The organism is Nonomuraea muscovyensis (assembly GCF_014207745.1).
GTDB lineage: Bacteria > Actinomycetota > Actinomycetes > Streptosporangiales > Streptosporangiaceae > Nonomuraea > Nonomuraea muscovyensis.
In genome coordinates this window covers 1017530-1035885 of the sequence record NZ_JACHJB010000001.1, presented here as the reverse complement: position 1 = coordinate 1035885, position 18356 = coordinate 1017530, and the positions used below count along the sequence as shown (strand labels likewise).

Annotated in this window: 19 protein-coding genes; 7 read left to right on the top strand and 12 right to left on the bottom strand. The window is 72.3% G+C overall.

Translation table 11 applies throughout. The annotated features are described in order from the left end of the window. Positions 1-88: 88 nt before the first annotated feature. The 3 genes from rocD to FHU36_RS04910 all read right to left on the bottom strand — a co-directional run bounded on the left by rocD (position 89) and on the right by FHU36_RS04910 (position 2801). On the bottom strand, positions 89-1300 hold the full coding sequence (gene rocD / locus FHU36_RS04920; RefSeq protein WP_185082593.1) for an ornithine--oxo-acid transaminase: 1212 nt from the start codon (positions 1298-1300) through the stop codon (positions 89-91). After that, positions 1301-2098, bottom strand: coding sequence for a dimethylargininase (gene ddaH / locus FHU36_RS04915; RefSeq protein ID WP_185082592.1), 798 nt, complete (start codon positions 2096-2098; stop codon positions 1301-1303). Between the two features lie 217 nt (positions 2099-2315). Next, complete coding sequence (locus FHU36_RS04910) at positions 2316-2801, bottom strand: Lrp/AsnC family transcriptional regulator (protein WP_185082591.1); 486 nt, start codon at positions 2799-2801, stop codon at positions 2316-2318. Between the two features lie 82 nt (positions 2802-2883). Here FHU36_RS04910 and FHU36_RS46205 point away from each other — a divergent pair, with 82 nt between their 5' ends. Continuing rightward, a complete protein-coding gene (locus FHU36_RS46205) occupies positions 2884-5238 on the top strand; it encodes a GH1 family beta-glucosidase (protein WP_185082590.1) in 2355 nt (784 codons plus the stop codon). 146 nt (positions 5239-5384) lie between these two features. Here FHU36_RS46205 and FHU36_RS04900 read toward each other — a convergent pair whose 3' ends face one another. From FHU36_RS04900 to FHU36_RS45470, 3 genes are all read right to left on the bottom strand, one after another. Next, a complete protein-coding gene (locus tag FHU36_RS04900) occupies positions 5385-6785 on the bottom strand; it encodes a glycoside hydrolase family 16 protein (RefSeq protein ID WP_185082589.1) in 1401 nt (466 codons plus the stop codon). A 359-nt stretch (positions 6786-7144) separates the two neighbouring features. Next, a complete protein-coding gene (locus FHU36_RS45475; RefSeq protein ID WP_185082588.1) occupies positions 7145-7864 on the bottom strand; it encodes a DUF5941 domain-containing protein in 720 nt (239 codons plus the stop codon). Further along, the gene (locus FHU36_RS45470; protein WP_185082587.1) at positions 7861-9378 is read right to left on the bottom strand and encodes a CDP-alcohol phosphatidyltransferase family protein; all 1518 of its coding nucleotides are present in this window, start codon (positions 9376-9378) and stop codon (positions 7861-7863) included. The genes FHU36_RS45475 and FHU36_RS45470 overlap by 4 nt, the downstream gene beginning before the upstream one ends. Before the next feature lie 139 nt (positions 9379-9517). Between FHU36_RS45470 and recO the strand changes: the two genes are divergently transcribed. Genes recO through tsaA form a run of 3 tightly spaced genes read left to right on the top strand, consistent with a single transcriptional unit; the run spans position 9518 to position 11435 of the window. Then, complete coding sequence (gene recO / locus FHU36_RS04885; RefSeq protein WP_101783381.1) at positions 9518-10252, top strand: DNA repair protein RecO; 735 nt, start codon at positions 9518-9520, stop codon at positions 10250-10252. Continuing rightward, entirely contained in the window at positions 10195-11022 is an 828-nt protein-coding gene (locus FHU36_RS04880; protein WP_185082586.1) for an isoprenyl transferase, read from the top strand. Before recO ends, FHU36_RS04880 begins: the two co-directional genes overlap by 58 nt. 5 nt (positions 11023-11027) lie before the next feature. Next, positions 11028-11435: a tRNA (N6-threonylcarbamoyladenosine(37)-N6)-methyltransferase TrmO gene (gene tsaA, locus FHU36_RS04875; protein WP_185082585.1), complete on the top strand. Its 408-nt coding sequence runs from the start codon at positions 11028-11030 to the stop codon at positions 11433-11435. A gap of 58 nt (positions 11436-11493) precedes the next feature. Here tsaA and FHU36_RS04870 read toward each other — a convergent pair whose 3' ends face one another. Continuing rightward, positions 11494-12042, bottom strand: a complete 549-nt coding sequence (locus FHU36_RS04870) for a CGNR zinc finger domain-containing protein (protein WP_185082584.1) — start codon at positions 12040-12042, stop codon at positions 11494-11496. 73 nt (positions 12043-12115) lie between these two features. On the opposite strand from FHU36_RS04870, the gene FHU36_RS04865 reads away from it, so the two are divergent. Beyond that, a complete protein-coding gene (locus FHU36_RS04865; RefSeq protein WP_185082583.1) occupies positions 12116-13033 on the top strand; it encodes a DMT family transporter in 918 nt (305 codons plus the stop codon). Here the strand turns inward: FHU36_RS04865 and FHU36_RS04860 are convergent. The 5 genes from FHU36_RS04860 to FHU36_RS04840 are packed head-to-tail and all read right to left on the bottom strand — an operon-like array spanning position 12973 to position 16494. Next, positions 12973-13362 carry a Fur family transcriptional regulator gene (locus tag FHU36_RS04860; protein WP_185082582.1) on the bottom strand — a complete coding sequence of 130 codons (390 nt, stop codon included), beginning with the start codon at positions 13360-13362 and terminating at the stop codon, positions 12973-12975. The two genes, FHU36_RS04865 and FHU36_RS04860, sit on opposite strands and share 61 nt — an antisense overlap. After that, positions 13359-14228: a metal ABC transporter permease gene (locus FHU36_RS04855; protein ID WP_185084613.1), complete on the bottom strand. Its 870-nt coding sequence runs from the start codon at positions 14226-14228 to the stop codon at positions 13359-13361. The genes FHU36_RS04860 and FHU36_RS04855 overlap by 4 nt, the downstream gene beginning before the upstream one ends. Next, positions 14228-15031, bottom strand: coding sequence for a metal ABC transporter ATP-binding protein (locus FHU36_RS04850; protein ID WP_185082581.1), 804 nt, complete (start codon positions 15029-15031; stop codon positions 14228-14230). Before FHU36_RS04850 ends, FHU36_RS04855 begins: the two co-directional genes overlap by 1 nt. Positions 15032-15069: 38 nt before the next feature. Continuing rightward, positions 15070-16032 carry a metal ABC transporter substrate-binding protein gene (locus FHU36_RS04845; protein ID WP_185084612.1) on the bottom strand — a complete coding sequence of 321 codons (963 nt, stop codon included), beginning with the start codon at positions 16030-16032 and terminating at the stop codon, positions 15070-15072. Positions 16033-16089: 57 nt separating this feature from the next. Then, positions 16090-16494 (bottom strand): DUF6703 family protein, encoded by a 405-nt coding sequence (locus FHU36_RS04840; RefSeq protein ID WP_312891435.1) that lies wholly within the window; start codon positions 16492-16494, stop codon positions 16090-16092. A 70-nt stretch (positions 16495-16564) separates the two neighbouring features. Between FHU36_RS04840 and FHU36_RS04835 the strand changes: the two genes are divergently transcribed. After that, complete coding sequence (locus FHU36_RS04835; protein ID WP_185082580.1) at positions 16565-16852, top strand: antibiotic biosynthesis monooxygenase family protein; 288 nt, start codon at positions 16565-16567, stop codon at positions 16850-16852. A gap of 97 nt (positions 16853-16949) precedes the next feature. Continuing rightward, positions 16950-18335 carry a glycine--tRNA ligase gene (locus FHU36_RS04830; protein ID WP_185082579.1) on the top strand — a complete coding sequence of 462 codons (1386 nt, stop codon included), beginning with the start codon at positions 16950-16952 and terminating at the stop codon, positions 18333-18335. Positions 18336-18356 lie beyond the last annotated feature (21 nt).

The following is an 18356-nucleotide window of genomic DNA, read 5'->3' as shown; positions in this document are numbered from 1 at the left end:
TCCGCCTGGAGGGAGCGCTTCGCGCGAGAGGGTCCGGGCAGCGGAACGGCCCGCGCCGCCGGCAGGTCGGTGGCGCGGGCCGCCCGCGTCAGCGGCGGAACGACGCGATGGCGTCCGCCAGCCGGTCCACGGCCCAGAGGAGGTCCTCCTCGGAGATCACGATCGGCGGCGCGAGCCGGATCGTGGAGCCGTGCGTGTCCTTGGCCAGCACCCCGCGCTCCATCAGCGCCTCCGACACCTCGCGGCCGGTGGCCAGCGACGGGTCGATGTCGACGCCCGCCCACAGGCCGCGCCCGCGCACGGTCACCACGCCCTCGCCGACCATCTCGCGCAGCCGCGCGTGCAGCACCTCGCCGAGCCGGGCGGCCCGCTCCTGGTACTCGCCGGTGTTGAGGATCTCGATGACGGCGTTGCCCACGGCGCAGGCCAGCGGGTTGCCGCCGAAGGTGGACCCGTGCTGGCCCGGCTTGATCACGCCCAGCACGTCGGTGTTCGCGGCGATCGCCGACACCGGCACGACGCCGCCGCCCAGGGCCTTGCCGAGAACGTACATGTCGGGCACCACGCCCTCGTGGTCGCACGCGAACGTCTCGCCCGTGCGGCCCAGCCCCGACTGGATCTCGTCGGCGATCATCAGGATGCCCTCGGCGGTGCACAGCTCGCGCACCTGGGTGAGGTAGCCGTCCGGCGGCACCAGCACGCCGGCCTCGCCCTGGATGGGCTCCAGCAGCACGGCCACGGTGTTGGCGTCGATCGCCTCGCGGATCGCCTCGACCGACCCGTACTTGACGATCTTGAATCCGGGCGTGTACGGGCCGAAGCCGTCGTGCGCGTCGGGGTCGGTGGAGAAGCTGACGATCGTGGTCGTGCGGCCGTGGAAGTTGTCCTCCATCACGATGATGGTGGCCTGCTCCGGCTCGACGCCCTTGACCTCGTAGCCCCACTTGCGCGCCACCTTGATGGCGGTCTCCACGGCCTCGGCGCCGGTGTTCATCGGCAGGATCATGTCCTTGCCGGTGAGGTCGCCCAGCCCGGCGCAGAACGCCGCGAACTGGTCATGGTAGAACGCCCGGCTGGTCAGCGTGAGGTTCTGCAGCTGCTTCTGGGCCGCCTGGACGATCTTCGGGTTGCCGTGGCCGAAGTTGAGCGACGAGTAACCGGACAGGCAGTCGAGGAACCGCCGCCCTTCCACGTCGGTCACCCAGGCGCCCTCCGCCTCGTGGATCACCACGGGCAGCGGGTGATAGTTGTGCGCGCTGCGGCGCTCGATGACGTCGATCAGCTGTGCGCTGGTGCTCATCTACTCTTCCCCCCTGATTTCCAGTGTGCAGCACTTCGGACCGCCGCCGGCCTTGCGCAGCTCGGACAGGTCCACCGGGATCGGCTCGTAGCCGCGCCGCTTCAGCTCCAACTGCAGGTCGGAGGCCTCAGCATTGATCACCACGTGGGTGCCGTCGCTGACCGCGTTGAGGCCGAGCACCTCGGCGTCACGCGCGCCGGCGAGCACCGCGTCGGGGAACATCCGGCGCAGCAGCGCCTGGCTGCCCGCGGAGAAGGCGTCCGGGTAGTAGCAGACGTTACGGCCGTCCAGCGGGAACAGCGCCGTGTCGAGGTGGTAGAACCGCGGGTCCACCAGCCTCAGCGAGATGACCGGCCGGCCGACGAACTCCTGGGCCTCCAGGTGCGCCGTCACGTCCGTGCGGAAGCCCGTGCCGGCCAGCACGACGTCCTCGAGCGTGAGGAAGTCGCCCTCGCCCTCGTTGACGTGCGAGGGATCCATCACCTCGAACCCCCGCTCGGCGAACCAGCGCAGGTAGGCCGGGCCCTCCGGGCCACGCTGCGGGAAGGCGAACCGCGCCCCGTACACGCGCCGGTCCACCACCAGCGCGCCGTTGGCGGCGAAGACCATGTCGGGCAGCCCCTCGACCGGGTCGATCAGGCTGACACGGTGCCCGAGCTCCTCGTAGGCCGACTTCAGGCCCTCCCACTGCCGGATCGCGACGTCGCGGTCGGCGCCCGCCGACGGATCCATCCACGGGTTGATCGCGTACTCGACCGTGAAGTGGTCCGGGCGGCACATGAGGAAGTGTTTGGGCATGCGGGACTCCGTCGTCGTCGTTCAGGGGTGGGGGTTCCACGGAGGGTGACGGACACAGCCTAGGAATTCATGTTTGCGCAGGCCAAGCGGTTGACATTGCGTCTTGGCGCGGGTCCGTTGCGCATTTCGCGCAGGCGCGTGCGATCCGTTGCGCGCCTCGCCCGAAACCCGTCCGGACGTGCTCCGGACGTGCTCCGGACCCGTGCCCCGGAGCAGGTCAGCGGGCCGCCTGCGAGCCCGTACGGGCGTCCGGCAGGGCCGCCCCCGGCGGCAGGTCGACCAGCCGCGACAGCACGATGGAGCTCTTCGTCCGCACCACGAACGTCTCGGCCGCGATGCGCTCGATCACCCGCTCCACGTGGCGCACGTCCGTGGCCCGGATGTGCAGCAGCGCGTCGGCCTCGCCCGTGATCGTCGCCGCCGCGACCACCTCCGGGAACTTCGCCACCGCCACGGCGATGTCGGACGGCTTGGTCTTGCCCTGGCAGAACAGCTCGACATACGCCTCGGTGGTCCAGCCCAGCGCCCGGGGCGCCACCCTGGCGCTGAAGCCGGTGATCGCCCCCGTCTCGCGCAGGCGGTCGACGCGGCGCTTGACGGCCGACGCGCTCAGGCCCACCTGGTGGCCGATCTCCGCGTAGGTCGCGCGGGCGTCCTCGACGAGTGCCGCGATGATGTCACGATCAAGCTGGTCCAGTTCCACGCGCCCTGTATATCGCCTAGCCACGCCGAGACGCGACGAGGCAGACTGGGCGCCCGCCATATCGCCGGAGGGTTGTCACACGATGAGCACGGCACGGTTCCCCGAGGGGTTCGTGTGGGGAGTGTCCACGTCCGCCTACCAGATCGAGGGCGCCACCGCCGAGGACGGCCGCGGCCCGTCCATCTGGGACTCCTTCGCCGGCGGACGCAACGGCGACCCGGCCTGCGACCACTACCGGCGCTACCCCGAGGACGTCCGGCTGATGAAGGACCTGGGCCTCGCGGCCTACCGGTTCTCGGTGAGCTGGCCCCGCGTGCTGCCCGAGGGGCACGGCCGGCTCAACGACAAGGGCCTCGACTTCTACGACCGGCTGGTGGACGAGCTGCTGGCCGCCGGCATCGCGCCGTACGCCACGCTCTACCACTGGGACCTGCCGCAGGCGCTGGAGGACCTGGGCGGCTGGACCTCGCGCGACACGGCGAGCCGCTTCGCCGACTACGCGCGGACCGTCCACGACCGGCTCGGCGACCGCGTCGACACCTGGTTCACCCTCAACGAGCCGTGGGTGGCGGCCTTCGTCGGCCACGCCTCCGGCGTGCACGCCCCCGGCAGGAGGTCGGCGGCCGACGCGTTCGTCAGCGCCCACCACATGCTGCTCGCCCACGGGCTCGCGCTGGAGGCGCTGCGCGAGGGAGGCGTCGCCAGGGCCGGCATCGTGCTCAACCTGTCACCCGTGCTCACCCCCGCCCAGCTCGCCGACTTCTCCCTGCGCCCGCCCGAGGAGGACGCCGAGGCGGTGGCCAGGATCGACGCCCTGCACAACCGGCAGTTCCTGGAGCCCGTCCTGCGCGGCCGCTACCCCGAGGACCTGCTGCCACTCGTGGCGCGCACCGCCGGGCTGGGGCACGTCCACGACGGCGACCTCGACGTCATCGGCCGGCCGATCGACCTGCTCGGCGTCAACTACTACACGCCCATCGCGGTGCAGGCCCAGCCCGGGGCCCCGGCCCAGCCCGACTTCCCGGGCAGCGAAGGCGTCCTGTTCTGCAGCGTGCCGACCGCGGTGACCGCCATGGGCTGGCCCATCGTGCCGAGCGGCCTGTCCCTGGTCCTGCGGCGGCTGACCGCCGACTACCCCGGCACCGAACTGATGATCACCGAGAACGGCGCCGACTTCGTGGACGTCGTGACCGCCGACGGCATCCACGACGTCGACCGGATCGGCTTCGTCGAGGAACACCTGCGCGCCCTGCGCACGTCCCTCGACGAGGGCGCCCGGGTGCGCGGCTACCTGCTGTGGTCGCTGCTCGATTGCGTCGAGTGGGCCGACGGCTACCGGCGCAAGTTCGGCATCGTGCACGTCGACTTCGTCACCCAGCGGCGGCGGCTCAAGGACAGCGCCCTGTGGTTCCGCGACGTCGTCAGCCGCAACGGGCTCGGCGACGAACGGCCCAAACGGCCCACCCTGGAGACCGTCGCCGCCCGCGCGAACGTCTCCCGCGCCACCGTCTCGCGCGTCGTCAACGGCGAGGCGTCGGTCAGCCCCGAGGTCCGCGCCGCCGTGCTGCGGGCCGTGCAGGAGCTCGGCTACGTGCCGAACGCCGCCGCCCGCAGCCTCGTCACCCGCCGCACCGACTCTGTCGCCCTGGTGCTGTCCACGGCCGCGCCCCAGGGCGACGCGCTCGTCGCCGCCGTCGTCCGCTACGCCACCAGCGTGCTCGAAGGGGCCGGCAAGCAGATCACGCTCATGCTCGCCGACACCGCCGAGAGCCGGCGGCGCGTCGTGCAGCACGTCGAGGCGCGGCAGGTGGACGGGGTGGTGCTGCTGCCGCCCGACGGCCACGGCCCGCTCGCCGAACGCCTGGCCCGCACCGGGGTGCCCGTCGTCCTGCTGGGCAAGCCCGCCATCGCCTCGCTCGTGCCGTACGTGGACGTCGACCACGTCGCCGGCGCCGCCGCCGCCACCGCGCACCTGCTGGAGCGCGGCCGCCGCCGCATCGGCGTGGTCTGCGGGCCGACGGAGGTCGTCGCCGTCCAGGACCGCCTCACCGGCCACCGTGCCACGCTGCAGGAGGCGGGGCTGCGGCCCCTGCCGGCGCCGGCCGGACACGACCGCGGCTCGGGGGAGCAGGCCGCCCGGCAGCTCCTCGCCGACCATCCGGGGCTGGACGCCGTCTTCGCCACCTCCGACGACCTGGCGATCGGCGCCCTGAGCGCGGCGCGCGCCGCGGGGCGCCGGGTGCCGGACGACCTGGCGGTCGTGGGCTTCGACGACATCGACGCGGCCTCCTGCACCGCGCCGCCGCTCACCACGGTCCGGGTGCCGGTGACGGACCAGGCGCTCGCCCTGGCCCGCCTCCTGCTGTCCCGCCTCGACGGCCGCCACGCCGCCCCGGTGGTGCTCCCCACCCGGCTCGTGGTGCGCGACTCGTCGTGACGCACCCGTGAACGCCGACGTCACGGGATGGCGCCGCCGTCGCCGGCGGCGCCGCGCTCGTGCCGGCGAACGCGGCCCCGGTCCATCCCGGAACGGCCCATGCCCAGGTGATGCGGGGGGCTCGGCCCCCCGCGTCGGCCACCGCGCTAGTCGGCGAAGGTGAACCAGTTGACGTTGACGAAGTCGGCCGGCTGCCCGCTGGAGAAGGTCAGGTAGACCGTGTGCGTGCCCGTCACCGGTGAGATGTTGGCCGGCACCGTCCGCCAGCTCTGCCAGCCGCCGGTGTTGGCCAGCGCGAAGTCGCCGATCGGCGGGGCCGTCGGGCTGCCGAGCCGCACCTGGACGAGCCCGCTGACCCCGCCTCCGGCCCCCGACGCCACCCGGGCGCGGAACTGCCCGGCCGGCCGGCTGCCGAAGTCGACCCCGTCGAAGCGGAGCCAGTCGCCGTTGCCGATGGCTCCGACGTTCTGCCCGCCGCCCGTGTCGGTGGTGGCCTCCACGATGGTGCCCGACTGCGCCTGGTGGCGTTCGGCCTGGATGGTGGAGCGGGCGTCCACCCCGCCGGGAACGGTGGGCGTGACCGTGGGCGTCGGCCCGGAGCCGCCGCTCTGCCACACCGCGACGTAGTCGACCACCATCGGCCGACCGGGCACGGTGGCGGCGGTGGGTGTGCCGAACCCGGCCACACCGTTGGGGAAGGCCCCGCCCACGGCCACGTTCAGCAGCAGGAAGTAGCCGGCGTGGCCGGTCATGTCGGACCAGGTGGTCGCGTCGAACTGCGACTGGTTGAGGCTGTGGAACTGCTGGCCGTCGACGTACCAGCGGAGCTGGTTGGGACTGACGCTGCGGTCCCACTCGAAGCGGTAGGTGTGGAAGGCCGACTGGCAGGTGGAGCCGGGGCAGGCGCGGCTGGCGCCGAGGCCGTTGGTCTCGTTGCACGGGCCGCCGGGGTTGACGCCGCAGTGGAGCACGGCCCAGACGGAGTTGAGGCCGTTGACGTTCTCCATGATGTCGAACTCGCCGATGCCCGGCCAGTTCCAGTAGTTCCCCCGGTACGGGGAGCCGAGCGCCCAGAACGCCGGCCAGTAGCCGAGGGCGGCCTCGCCGGTCACGTTCGGCATCTGGATGCGGCCCTCGATGCGCAGCACGCGGCCGTCGGCGGGCTTGAAGTCGCCCCGCCTGGTCTCGATGCGCGCGGACGTCCACTCGCCGGAGCCGCTGCGCTGCGGGGTGATGCGCAGGTTGCCGGAGCCGTCGAGGCCGAGGTTGGCGGGGTTCGCCGTGTAGTTCTGGATCTCCCCGGTGCCCCAGTTGGCGGGGCCGCCGGGGTAGTTGTGGCCGGTGTCAACGATCCAGTTGGCGGAGGAGGGCGGGGAGCCGGCGGAGCCGTCGAAGTCGTCGGACCACACGAGCGACCAGCCGGACGGGGTGGGCGGCACGGCCGCGGAGGCGCTCACGGCGGCGTGCACGAGGAGGGCGGCCATCGTGGCCAGTGCCACGGCCAGGGCCGCCAGGCGGCTGCGGGGGGCGGAGGTGCGGGGGGTCATCGCTTCTCCTGGGGATGCGGAGGCGGGGCGTGAGAGCGCTCTCTGGCCCGAGGTAAACACAGGGTCAACTTTGTGTCAATAAGCGTTCACCGATGCGTGGAAGGGCCGGTAAGTGTCGTGGACCCACGCTGGAGAGCGCTCTCGGAAGCGGTGACCGGTGCATGCCGCCGTGGTGTCCCGCGCCCCGGACACCGGCCAGGAGAGGCGCCGTCACGGCGGCCCGCCCCGCGCCGGTCGGCGGTCCGCCGCGCGCCGGTCGGCGGCCGCCCCCCGGAGGCCACGAGCCCCTGACGGCACGAAGCGCGAGAGGCGCCCGCCCCCGTGCGGGGGCGGGCGCCTCTCGTCGGGCGAAGAGCGGGTCAGCCCTTCTCGGCCTCGCCGGTGGCCTGCTCCAAAGCGTCCTCGGGGGAGGCCTCCAGATCCTGCTCGGCGTCCGCGCCGGCCTGCGCCGACGCCTTGTCCAGGCGCACCCAGCTCGTCACGCTCTCCACCGCGAAGAGCACGAACAGGTACGCCGTCAGCACCGCGAGCACGACCGTCAGCCAGCCGAGCGCCGCGCCCACGCCGATGATGAGCAGCCGCAGCTCCCAGCCGAGCCCCGCGTGGAACACCCAGGCGGGCGGCCAGATGCTCTGCCGCGTCCGGTAGACGGTGTCGTAGGTGTGGTAGCCGACCACGTAGACGAGCACGAACAGCAGCCACTTGGGCGCGTCGGCAGCCAACCCCACCACGACGATGGTCAGGAACTCGGTGCCGCGCAGCAGCGGCGGGGTGAGCCAGTCGAGGCGGCCCAGGTGGTCGCGGGGCGCGGTCGGCACGACGAGCACGATCGCGATGAGCACCGGGACGAGCAGCGTCGGCCCCGGCTCCAGCAGGCCCGAGGCGGTCACGGCGACGATCGCGACGAGGGCGGCCAGCGTCGCCGGGACCGGCGGCAGGCCCTTGCCGAGCCGGCCGGCCAGCGCGTGGACGAGCGGGCCGTCGTCGCGGTAGGCCAGCAGACGGGCGGTCTGGATGCGGCGGCGTTCCTCGTCGGGGTCCGGCGTGGGGGTGGCGGCGGCCTGCGGGTAGGTGATCATGCGAGCGACCTCATGAGGCGTCCGGTGAGGGTGTAGGCGGCGGCGACGGTGCCCCAGACCACCAGCGTGAGGAAGGTGATGCGGGCGTCGAAGAGGGCGGCGGTGATCGCGATGGCCGCGAACCGCTCGCCGATGGGGAAGACGATCATCTTACGCGCCCAGTGGACCGCTCGGTACCGGCCGGCCTTGCTCCACATCTTCAGCAGGCCGCGGATGCCCTGGCTGCGCTCGACCTTGCGGCGCTCCAGGGCCTTGCGCAGGTCGCGGTCGTCGGGCGCGGCCAGCGGCAGCGTGGGCAGCTGGGCCGGCGGCTTGCTGCGGCGGTTGGCGATGCCGAAGGAGAAGTCGAGCAGGTGGCGTACCGACTGCAGGCCGATCGCCGCCAGGGCGAGGATCCAGATGTCGTCGCCGTTGCCCGACACCACCCAGCCGACCGCCAGGCCGGCGAAGACGACGTACTCCTTGAACCGGTCGAACGTCGCGTCCAGCCACGCGCCCAGCACGCCGAACTTGCGGGCGTAGCGGGCGACCTGCCCGTCGACGCAGTCGAACACGAACGCGAAGTAGATCAGCACGCCGCCCAGCACCATCCACGGCCGGTCACCGGTCGCGAAGCAGGCGGCGGCGAGCACGCCCAGCGTGATCGAGATGAGCGTCACCTGGTTGGGCGTCAGCCCGCGGCGGGCCGCCCACCGGGCGATGAAACGGGAGTAGGTGGAGACGAAGTAGGTGGTGAAGAAGCCGTCGGCGCCCTTCACCGCGTTGTCGAGCCGGGCGCGGTCCTCGTCGATGCCGCTCATCACGGCGACGGCCTCGTCGAGGTCGGCCTGGGAGGTGACCCGGCGGTAGTAGAGGTCGCGGCGGCCCCGGATGCCGACCGACACGCCCTTGCGCACCAGGCCGAACACGACGAGCTGCATGAGGTCGTCGTCGGGGCCGAACGCGTCGGCCATGGCGGCCAGCTCGCGGCAGGTCTCGGCCAGCACGGGGGCGTTGCGCGCGCTGACGTGCAGCGGGCCGAGGACCACCGCGTTGGGCCTGGTCACGGCGTGGTGGGCGGTGCCGACCGAGACGATCCTGGACTTGCCGGCGCGGGCGCGCACGGGCAGCCCCTCGTGCCTGCGGTCGCTGATCTCGGGCTCGGCCTCGTCGATCGGGATGTGCTCTTCCCGCTCCGCCTCCTCCTCGGTGAGCTCCGGGCGGGGCTCCTTGGCGATGAGCGCCAGCACGCCGCGCTTCGACTTGGTGATCTGGTAGATCAGCTCGTCGTGGATCACGGAGTCGCCGGGGATGACGAAGAGGCTCTCCGTCGCGGACTCCGCGACGTCGGCGAGGTCGCGCAGGGCGGCGGCCAGGTCGCCGGACGCGATGGCGGCGGGTCGCGGATCCAGGGAGAGGATCTGGCTGCGTAGCCGCTCGGCCACGGTGGGTGCGCCGGGCAACACGGCGAGCCTCAGGCCGGTCGGAGCGGTGTCAGGGCCGGGCGAAGAGCCCAGCAGGACCACGCGGGTCATGACTCCCTTTCGAGGCGGTTGCGGGGGGTTGAACAACAGACAATGCGGGACAGGCGTCTGAGTCTAGTGAGAGTTGCACAGAGTCGCGTCACCGAAGCAAGTCCGTAACACAACGGCTGTGCGGCCCTAAGATGGGCGAGTGAGTCTCTACCGTGACGAAGGCGTGGTTCTGCGCACGCAGAAACTCGGCGAGGCCGACCGCATCGTCACCGTCCTGGCCCGGCGCACCGGCAAGGTCCGGGCCGTGGCCAAGGGCGTGCGCCGCACCACCTCGCGCTTCGGCGCCCGGCTGGAGCCGTTCACGCACGTCGACGTGCAGTTCCACACGGGCCGCACGCTCGACGTCGTCACGCAGGCGGAGACCATCAGGCCGTACGGCGAGGCGCTGGCGGCCGACTACCCGCGCTACACGGCGGGCAGCGCCATGCTGGAGACCGCCGACCGGCTCACCCACGGGGAGAAGGAGCCGGCCCTGCGGCAGTTCCTGCTGCTGGTGGGCGGGCTGCGCACGCTGGCCGACGGCAGCCACGAGGCCCGGCTGGTGCTCGACGCCTACTTCCTGCGCTCGCTGGCGGTGGCCGGCTACGCGCCCGCGCTGGAGGCGTGCGCCAAGTGCCAGGCGCCCGCGGTCAGGGCGTTCGCCATCGTGGCGGGCGGGGTGGTGTGCGGCGCCTGCAAGCCGGCGGGCGCGGCGGTGCCGGCCGCCGAGACGATCGGGCTGATGACGGCCCTGCTGCGCGGCGACTGGGCGGTGGCCGACGCCTCCGAGCAGCGTCACCGCAGCGAGTGCAGCGGCCTGGTCGCCGCATACCTGCAATGGCACCTCGAACACGGAATACGCTCTCTTCGACACGTAGAGAGGGAGCCAGTTTGAACGTCCGACCGCCGTCCCCGCACCCGTCCGGTGCCACCCCGCCGCCCATCCCGCGCGACCTGGTGCCGCGGCACGTGGCCATCGTCATGGACGGCAACGGCCGCTGGGCCAAGGCGCGTGGCCTGCCGCGCACCGAGGGGCACAAGGCGGGCGAGGCGTCCCTGTTCGACGTCATCGAGGGCGCGCTGGAGCTGGGCATCCCCTACCTGAGCGCCTACGCCTTCTCCACGGAGAACTGGAAGCGCTCGCCCGACGAGGTGCGCTTCCTCATGGGCTTCAACCGCGACGTCATCCGCCGCCGCCGCGACGAGCTCAACGCCATGGGCGTGCGGGTGCGCTGGGCGGGCCGGCCGGGCCGGCTGTGGAAGAGCGTCATCGACGAGCTGCGGGCGGCCGAGGAGATGACCGTCGGCAACCGCACGCTGACTCTGCAGTTCTGCGTCAACTACGGCGGCCGGGCCGAGATCGCCGACGCCGCGGTCAAGCTGGCGGGCGACATCGCGGCCGGCCGGGTCAAGCCGTCGAAGGTCGACGAGAAGGTGTTCGCCCGCTACCTCGACGAGCCCGACATCCCCGAGGTCGACCTGTTCGTCCGCTCGTCGGGGGAGCAGCGCTTCTCCAACTTCCTGCTGTGGCAGTCGGCCTACGCCGAGATGGTCTTCCTCGACCGGCTCTGGCCCGACTTCGACCGCCGCGACCTGTGGGAGGCGTGCGAGACCTACGCCAAGCGCGACAGACGCTACGGCGGTGCCGTGCCCAACAAGGTCTGAGCCGCATGGACTTCATGGTGCGGCCGATCGGCCGGGTCGAGTCGCCGCTGAGCGACCTCGCCCAGGCGCCCCGGCAGGGCGACGAGGGCGCTCCCGCGGCGTGGCTGGTGTTCGACGAGCGGGTCCGCGAGGGCCTGCGCGATCTGCGGCCGGGTGCCGACGTCATCGTGCTCACCTGGCTCGACCGGGCCCGGCGCGACGTGCTCGCGGTCCATCCGCGCGGCGACCGCGCCCGGCCGGTCACGGGCGTGTTCAGCACCCGATCGCCCGACCGGCCCAACCCGGTGGGCCTGCACCGCGTGCGCGTCCTGGCGATCGACGGCACGCGGGTGCGGGTGAGCGACCTGGAGGCGCTGGACGGCACGCCGATCGTGGACGTCAAGCCGGTCCTCGACCGCGACACCGAACGCTAGCGCGACGCGGCCGGGACGAAGCCCACGCCGCGCCCGCCCGGCGGCCGGACGGCTGGTGTCAGGCGCGACGGCGGGCGCGGTAGGCGGCGACGTGCATGCGGTTGCCGCAGGTGCGGCTGTCGCAGTAGACGCGCGACCGGTTGCGCGACTCGTCGACGAACACCCGGTCGCAGTCGGGGGCCGCGCACGTGCGCAGGCGCTCCCACTCGCCCTCCACCAGCAGGTGGGCCAGCGCCACGCCGCAGTCGGCCGCCAGGTGCTCGGCCAGCGTCGCGTCGGGCGCGAAGTAGTGCATGTGCAGCGGATGCCCGTCGTGCTCGGTCAGCCGGGGCGTGATGCGCGTCTCGGCGAGCAGCACGTTGAGCAGGCGCACCGCGGTCGGCTGGTCGGGCGCGGTGAACACCCGGTGGAACGCCTCCCGCACCAGCCGCACCTGGCCGAGGTCGCGCGTCGTCAGCGTGCTGATGCCGCTGACCTGCCGCGCCTGCACGAAGGCCTGCAGGTCGGCCAGGCCGGTCAGCTCGTCGTCACCACCGGTCGAGGGAGAGGTGTTGACCAGTTCGACGACGGTGGCCAGCGAATAGACCGTGTCATGGCCAAACGGCATGTTGACTCCTGTCTGGACCGGGTTCTAGCGTGGTCGCAGCGTATCTCTTGTCAGAGGTCTCGGGGGTTGGTCTGTGAGTGCACATCGCCGTATCGTGCTGATCGCGATAGCCGGCGCACTGATCATCTCCACCTCCGGGCCGCTCGTGCGGCTGTCCGAGGTCTCGCCCGCCACCTCGGCGCTGTTCCGGTGCGCGTACGCCGTCCCGCCGATGATCGTGCTGGCCTGGCTCGAACGTCGCCGGCTCGGCCCGCTGCGCGGCAGGCCGCTGATGCTGGCCTGGGCGGCGGGCCTGCTGTTCGCGCTGGACCTGCTCTTCTGGCACCACGCGATCGACTACGTCGGTGCCGGCCTGGCGACCGTGTTGGGCAACCTGCAGGTGTTCATCGTCGCGTTCGCCGCCTGGGCGGTCTTCCGCGAACGGCCGTCTAACCAGCTCATGATCGCAACGCCGGTGGTGTTCGCCGGCGTCGTGCTCATCTCGGGCGTCTTCGACGCCGACGCCTACGGCGCCGACCCGATGCTCGGCGTGCTGGCCGGGGTGGCCACGTCGGTGGCGTACGCGGCCTTCCTGCTGCTGATGAAGGCCGGATCGCAACGCAGCGCGGGCCCGCTCGCGCACGCGACGGCCGTCGCCACCGTCGCGATCGCGGCCATGAGCCCCCTGTTCGGCGGCGCCGACTTCACGCCCGACTGGCCCGCGCACGGGTGGCTGCTGCTGCTCGCGCTCGGCCCCCAGGTGCTCGGCTGGTCGCTGATCACGTACACGCTGCCCAGGCAGCCCGCCGCGCTCACCGCGCTGCTGCTGCTCGTGCAGCCCCTGACCACCGTGGTGCTGGCGAAGGTGACGCTGGCCGAGAACCCGTCGCTCCTGCAGCTCGCCGGGTGCCTGGTGATCGTCGCCGGCGTGCTGTACGGCTCGCGCCGGGCTCAGCCCGCCCGGACCGACGCCGAACAGGACGAGCAGGTGCCGAAGACCTCGACCGTGTGAGTGATCTCGGTGAAGCCGTGCTCACCGCCGATCATCTCGGCCCAGCGCTCGACAGCCGGACCGGCCACCTCGACCGTGTGGCCGCAGCGGCGGCAGACCAGATGGTGGTGGTGGTCGCCGCTCGCGCACGCGCGGTAGACCGACTCGCCCTCGTCGGTGCGCAGCACGTCGACCTGGCCGCCGTCGGCCAGCGCCTGCAGGGCGCGGTAGACCGTGGTCAGGCCGATCTTGGCGCCGTGCTGGCGCATCTCGGCGTAGACATCCTGCGCGCTGCGGAAACCCTCGCTCCGGCGCAGGGTGTCGTGGACGGCATCGCGCCTCGTCGTCATGCAACCTCCTCGACGCGGGTGGGGTGCTCGCTCACCGTGGACTCCCGGGGTCGGCCTCGGCGTACGAATCTACCGACACCCAGCGCCAGGACGAACCCGGCGAGGGCGAGGAGCACGATGGCCGCCCCCGGCGGCACGCGGGCCGACATGCTGGAGCCCAGCAGGCCGCCCACCGAGGCGACCACGCCCAGCACCATGGCCAGCGCCATCGTCGAGCGGAAGCCCCGGGTGATCTGCTGGCTGGTCGCCACCGGGATCACCATGAGCGCGCTGACGAGCAGCAGGCCCACCACGCGCATGGCGATGACCACGGTCAGCGCCGCCGTCACGGCGATCAGCAGGCTGAGGAAGCGCACCGGCAGGCCGCTGGCCTTGGCCATCTCCTCGTCCTGGCAGAGCACGAACAGCTCCCTGCCGAACACCGCGACCACGCCGACCACCGCGACCGCCAGCCCGCCGATGACCCAGATGTCCTCGCGCGTCACGCTGGCGATGGCGCCGAACAGGAACGAGTTGAGCTTGGTGCTGCTGCCGCCGGGCGCGATGCCCATGAGCATGACGCCGCCGGCGATGCCGCCGTAGAACATCAGCGCCAGGGCCACGTCGCCGCTGGTGCGGCCGCGCGCCCTGACCAGCTCGATGGCCACGGAGCCGGCCACGGACACCAGGACGGCCGTGATGATCGGCGCGGTGTCGGTCAGGAAGCCGAGCGCGACGCCGGTCAGCGCCACGTGCCCGATGCCGTCGCCGAGCAGCGCGAGCCGCCGCTGCACGATGAAGGTGCCGACGGCGGGCGCGCAGAGCCCCACCAGCAGCGCCGCGGCCAGCGCGAGCTGGAAGAACTCCTTGTCCAGCAAATCGACGATCATGCCTCTCCCTGCCAGCCGGTCAGCGGCCCCACCGACGCCCCGCCGCCGACCGTGCGGCCCAGCGTCTCGGGGGCGTGCGGATGGACGTGCTCGTGTCCGGGCCTGGCGCAGTCGCCCTCGGGGCGCGGCGGCCGGCCGTCATGGGCGATGCGCCCCTCGCGGACGACGACGCCGCGGGTGACCAGCGGCTCCAGCGGGCCCAGCTCGTGGGCGACCAGCACGATGGTCTTGCCGTCGAGCACCAGCGTGGCGAGGGTGTCGGCGAGCAACTGCTGGGTCTCGGCGTCGACGCCCGCGGTGGGCTCGTCCATGACGTACGCGTCGGGCTCCCCGGCCAGCGCGCGGGCGATCAGCACCCGCTGCTGCTGCCCGCCGGACAGCTCCTGCACCGGGTCGCCCGCCCGGCCGGCCAGCCCGACGGCCTCCAGCGCGCTCGCCACCGCGGCCCGGTCGGCGGGGCTCGTCCGGCGCAGCCGGCGCTGCCGCGCGATGCGCCCGGAGGCGACCACCTCACGGACGGTGGCGGGCACGCCGCCGCCGACCTGGAGGCGCTGCGGCACGTAGCCGATGCGCCACCAGTCGCGAAAGCGCGCGGGCGGCCTGCCGTACACGAGGGTCTGGCCGCCCGACAGGGGGATGAGGCCGAGCAGGGCGCGCACCAGCGTCGACTTGCCGGAGCCGTTGGCGCCGAGCAGGGCGACCACCTCGCCCGGGCGCACCGTCAGGTCGACACCCCGGAGGATGGGCCGCCGGTCGAGGGTGACCCGGCCGCCGGTCATCGCGAAGGCGGTCTCGCTCATGCGTTCATCCCCTGGTCATCCCCTGGCCGTTCCCTTGGTCAAGCCGTGCACCCCAGCGCGGTTTGCAGGCTTTTGAGATTGTCCCTCATCGCCGACAGGTAATCGCCCGACGGCTTGCTCTCCAGCGGGTCGAGCACCGCGGTCTTGGCGCCGACCTCCTGGGCCAGCACCTCGGCGACCTTGGGGCTGACCAGCGTCTCGGTGAAGATCGTGGTGACCTTGGCGTTCTTGGCGATCGCGGCGACCTCGGCGACCCGGGCCGGCGACGGCTCCTGCTCGGGGTCGAGCGTGATGCCCACCTGCTGGAGCTTGTAGCGGTCGGCGAGGTAGCCGAACGCCGCGTGGGCGGTCACCATCGTCCTGGTCGTGCAGGTGGCCAGGCCCTTGGCGAACTCCTGGTCCAGGGCGGTCAGGGCGCTCGCCGTGCGGGTGGCGCGGTCCTTGTAGCCCTGCGCGTGCGCCGGGTCGGCCGCCGCCAGCCGCTCGCCGAGCTTGGTCGCGACGGTGGCCAGGCGCGTGGGGTCGAGCCAGATGTGCGGGTCGTAGGACGCGCCCTCCTCGTCGGCGTGCGCCTCCTCGCCCTCGTGGGCCTGGCCCTCCTCCTCGTGCGGGTCCTCGCCGGCGGGCAGCGTCGTGACGGCTGTCGCGGCGTCGAACGACGTCTCCGGGGTGACCGCCTCGTCCACGGCGGGCTGCACGCCCTTGATGTAGACGGTCAGCGCGGCGTCCTGCAACTGCGCCATCTGCTGCGCGCCGATCTCCAGGTCGTGGGGCTCGACGCCCGGCGCGGTCAGCACCGACACGGCGGCGTCGGAGCCGCCCACCTGCTCGGTGAGCCACTGGAGGGGGTAGATGGCGGCGACCACGGCCGGCTTGCCGTCCGGACCGGACGGCGACTGCGACGACGACTGCGTGGAACCGGAGGTGGAGCCGCACGCCGCGGCGGCGAGCAGGGCGCTCCCCGTCACGAGGCCGGCCAGCATTCGGGGCGTTCTGGACATCACGCCATCAAGTATGTGGAAAATGAAAACGATTGTCAAAATCCGGATGGCTATCGCCTAGAACGCCCCGAACCGGTCAGCCGCCAGGACCAGCAGGAACACCAGCATCGCCACCCGCAGCACCCGGCCGCCCGCGCCCAGCGACGGCCATGACAGGTAGGCCAGCCACCCCACGAACGCCAGCACGGGCAGCACCGCCACCGCGCCGAGCCAGTGGGACACCGCGAACCCCGCCAGCAGCAGCGCCACCAGCACGGCCGGGGTCACCCACCGGGGCACCTGGGTGAACAGGAACGTCATGGGGGTCGCGCTGCGCGCCTCCACGGCCTTGCGCAGGCCGGTCGCGCCCGGTGTGAAGAACTGCTCGCCCCGGGGCAGCGGGCGCCGGGCGCCCCGGGCGCCGCGCGCCGGGTCGCGGGGGTCGCTGCGGGGGTCGTTGCGGCGGTCTCGGTCAGTGGCCACGGCCCGAGCCTAGCCCCCGGGCCCGCCGGAATCGCGCAGCCGTGCGACAACGTCTGACATCCTGGTAGGCGTGCTCGCCGTGATCCGTTACACCGTCCCCGAGGCCCAGTCCCAGGACTTCGTCAAGCAGGGCCACGCCATCCTCGACACACTCGCCCTCCAGCCCGGCTTCCTGCGCGGCAGGCTGGCCCGGTCGGTCGACGAGCCCAACCTGTGGGCCCTGGTCAGCGAGTGGGAGGGCGCCGGGTTCTACCGCAGGGCGCTGTCCGCCGCCCGGATGGCGATGTATCCGCTCATGATTCTCATGGTCAACGAACCCAGCGCTTTCGAGGACGTTTACACACAAGACCGGGTGTAGCAATACTCCCGCGCGAGGGCCGTCCCACGTCCCCTAAGCTGAGAGTTCATTCGTTCGTTCCCCTCGCCGACCTCCAGCCGGAAAGAGACCCAACCACATGGCACGCCGTACAGACGTCATGGACACCATCGTCAGCCTCGCCAAGCGCCGCGGGCTCGTCTACCCGTCGAGCGAGATCTACGGGGGGCTGCGGGCGTCGTGGGACTACGGCCCGCTGGGCGTCGAGCTGAAGAACAACGTCAAGCGCCAGTGGTGGCAGTCGATGGTCCAGGCGCGCGACGACGTCGTCGGCCTCGACTCCTGCGTCATCCTGGCCCGCGAGGTCTGGCAGGCCAGCGGCCACGTCGAGACGTTCAGCGACCCGCTGACCGAGTGCCAGTCGTGCCACAAGCGCTTCCGCGCCGATCACCTGATCGAGGCGTACGAGGAGAAGAACGGCCGCGCCCCCGAGCACGGCCTGGCCGACGTCACCTGCCCGAACTGCGGCAACAAGGGCTCCTTCACCGAGCCCCGCCAGTTCAGCGGCCTGCTCAAGACCTTCCTCGGCCCGGTCGAGGACGAGTCGGGCCTGGCCTACCTGCGGCCGGAGACCGCGCAGGGCATCTTCATCAACTACCTCAACGTGCAGCAGTCGGCGCGCAAGAAGATCCCGTTCGGCATCGGCCAGATCGGCAAGTCGTTCCGCAACGAGATCACCCCGGGCAACTTCATCTTCCGCACCCGCGAGTTCGAGCAGATGGAGATGGAGTTCTTCGTCAAGCCCGGCACCGACGAGGAGTGGCACCAGTTCTGGATCGACGAGCGCTACCGCTGGTACTCCGACCTCGGCATCAACAAGGACAACCTCCGGCTCTACGAGCACCCCGCGGACAAGCTGTCCCACTACTCCAAGCGCACCGTCGACATCGAGTACCGCTTCAACTTCGCCGGCAGCGAGTGGGGTGAGCTCGAGGGCATCGCCAACCGCACCGACTTCGACCTGACCGCCCACTCCAAGGCCTCCGGCGTCGATCTCAGCTTCTTCGAGCAGGACACCCAGGAGCGCTACGTTCCCTATGTCATCGAGCCGGCGGCCGGTGTCGACCGGGCGGCGCTGACGTTCCTGCTCGACGCCTACAGCGAGGACGAGGCGCCCAACGCCAAGGGCGTCATGGAGAAGCGCACCGTCATGCGGCTCGACCACCGGCTCGCCCCGGTCAAGGTCGCGGTGCTGCCGCTGTCGCGCAACGCCGACCTGTCGCCCAAGGCCCGCGACCTGGCGGCGCAGCTGCGCCGCCGGTGGAACGTCGAGTTCGACGACGCCGGTGCCATCGGCCGCCGCTACCGCCGCCAGGACGAGATCGGCACGCCGTTCTGCGTCACGGTCGACTTCGACACCCTGGACGACCAGGCCGTCACGATCCGCGAGCGCGACTCGATGCGCCAGGAGCGCATCGCGCTCGACCAGGTCGACTCCTACCTGCGCCAGCACCTCAACGACTGACCGGCCGCCCCGGCCCGTCCC

Bases quoted from the DNA above. Each gene is read 5' to 3' on its own strand.
- rocD (WP_185082593.1), bottom strand. From the start codon at position 1,300: ATGAGCACCAGCGCACAGCTGATCGACGTCATCGAGCGCCGCAGCGCG.
- ddaH (WP_185082592.1), bottom strand. From the start codon at position 2,098: ATGCCCAAACACTTCCTCATGTGCCGCCCGGACCACTTCACGGTCGAG.
- FHU36_RS46205 (WP_185082590.1), top strand. From the start codon at position 2,884: ATGAGCACGGCACGGTTCCCCGAGGGGTTCGTGTGGGGAGTGTCCACG.
- FHU36_RS04900 (WP_185082589.1), bottom strand. From the start codon at position 6,785: ATGACCCCCCGCACCTCCGCCCCCCGCAGCCGCCTGGCGGCCCTGGCC.
- FHU36_RS45475 (WP_185082588.1), bottom strand. From the start codon at position 7,864: ATGATCACCTACCCGCAGGCCGCCGCCACCCCCACGCCGGACCCCGAC.
- FHU36_RS45470 (WP_185082587.1), bottom strand. From the start codon at position 9,378: ATGACCCGCGTGGTCCTGCTGGGCTCTTCGCCCGGCCCTGACACCGCT.
- FHU36_RS04880 (WP_185082586.1), top strand. From the start codon at position 10,195: ATGGCACCTCGAACACGGAATACGCTCTCTTCGACACGTAGAGAGGGA.
- tsaA (WP_185082585.1), top strand. From the start codon at position 11,028: ATGGACTTCATGGTGCGGCCGATCGGCCGGGTCGAGTCGCCGCTGAGC.
- FHU36_RS04870 (WP_185082584.1), bottom strand. From the start codon at position 12,042: ATGCCGTTTGGCCATGACACGGTCTATTCGCTGGCCACCGTCGTCGAA.
- FHU36_RS04860 (WP_185082582.1), bottom strand. From the start codon at position 13,362: ATGACGACGAGGCGCGATGCCGTCCACGACACCCTGCGCCGGAGCGAG.
- FHU36_RS04850 (WP_185082581.1), bottom strand. From the start codon at position 15,031: ATGAGCGAGACCGCCTTCGCGATGACCGGCGGCCGGGTCACCCTCGAC.
- FHU36_RS04845 (WP_185084612.1), bottom strand. From the start codon at position 16,032: ATGTCCAGAACGCCCCGAATGCTGGCCGGCCTCGTGACGGGGAGCGCC.
- FHU36_RS04830 (WP_185082579.1), top strand. From the start codon at position 16,950: ATGGCACGCCGTACAGACGTCATGGACACCATCGTCAGCCTCGCCAAG.